The 1,384-nt window shown below is 71.9% G+C and carries 1 pseudogene; it reads right to left on the reverse strand.

The annotated features are described in order from the left end of the window. A pseudogene (locus AB0O29_RS35920) lies at positions 1 to 311 on the reverse strand (hypothetical protein); the annotation flags it as partial. Positions 312 to 1,384: the final 1,073 nt, after the last annotated feature.

Genomic DNA, 1,384 nt, shown 5'->3' on the forward strand with positions numbered 1-1,384 from the left:
CCGTGATGCGGAGTGGCCGTCGGCGCCGAACCGTACACCCCGAGTGCCTCGGGCCCCAGGAGTTGCAGCAGCCTGTCCGTCAACAGGGCGCTGAACGCGCCGTCCCGGGCGAGTTCGTCCGCGAGCACGGACTGCGCGATGCCCATCGACGCGGCACCCGGCTCCTGCCGCAACTTCGTGAGCGCCGCGGCTCCCAGCGGGGTCGCCCGCAGCCGGTCCTCCACCAGGACGCACACCTCGGCCGTCGCCGCCGCCCCTGCCTCCGTGGCACCACCGGCCCCGGTGAGCACACGTAACGCGGCGGCTGCCAACCCTGACGTTTCCATCCGTCCCCCCAACTCGTCGGCCGCCGATCATACGGCTCGCGGTGCACGGTGCACAGAGTCCGGAACGGGTGTGATCCGCACCGTGAACTCCGCGTTCGACCCGCGGCGGACCATCCGGCTCGCCGCCGTCCACACCCTGCTGGCGTGACGCCCTAAACCGGCTCCTCGTACACCTCGATCTCGGAGGGCACATCTGTAGGTAGTGGTCGTGCTCACCGCCGTCGTCGGTGATGTCGAACTGTCGCGTGAGGTCCACCGTGAACATCGGACGCCCGCTGAAGGCGTACGTGCCGTACTGGAAGAGCAAGCCGTCCGAGTCGGAGGTGGGCGCGGCGGCAAAGCGCTGCCGCGCGAATCGCGTGAAGGCCGACCATGCGGCCCGCGTGGTCGACTCGGTCTTCGCCGATCGCGCGGCCTCCAGCTCGGCGCGCAGGACATCGAGGGCTTCCGCTGTCCGCGGTCCGTCGTGCACTTCGGCTCTCCTCGGTTCGTGAATCAGCGTCCTGGCCTCGTAGGGCTGGATCACCCCCCGGGCGGGTTTCGGCCGGCGCGGTGGGGCGTACGGTATATCTCCCACGATTCGGGAGAGAACGTGCAGCCGACAGTCCCCGTGCACGCGTTACGCGCGGAGCACGCGTTCCGGGCCCGACTCGCCGATGCCGGCGCCCAGCTCCTGGAACAGACGTGGCTCGGGAACTCGGCGCCGCACGCCGTACGTTGCGCCGCCGGCCACCTCGTGACCCCTCGCCCGGCCAACGTTCAGCAGGGCCAGGGCATCTGCCGGGTCTGCGCCGGCAGGTGCCCCGAGGCGGCGGAAGCCGCGTTCCGGGAGCGGCTCTCGGCGGCGGGCGCCGCCGTTCTGGAATCGGATTGGAAGGGCGTCCACGTCCCCCATCTCATCCGGTGCGCGGCAGGCCACGAAACCCTCCGTCGGCCGTCGGCGGTCCGGCGGTCAGGCTGGGTGTGCCGCTCCTGCCCGCGGCCAACGCCCCTACCGCGATGACGGGGCGGCAGGCGGGGGTCAGGCCTTCTGGAGCAGCCGGGTCGCCGCGCGGCCG

Origin of the sequence: Streptomyces sp. NPDC089915, from assembly GCF_040684675.1 — a bacterium.
GTDB lineage: Bacteria > Actinomycetota > Actinomycetes > Streptomycetales > Streptomycetaceae > Streptomyces.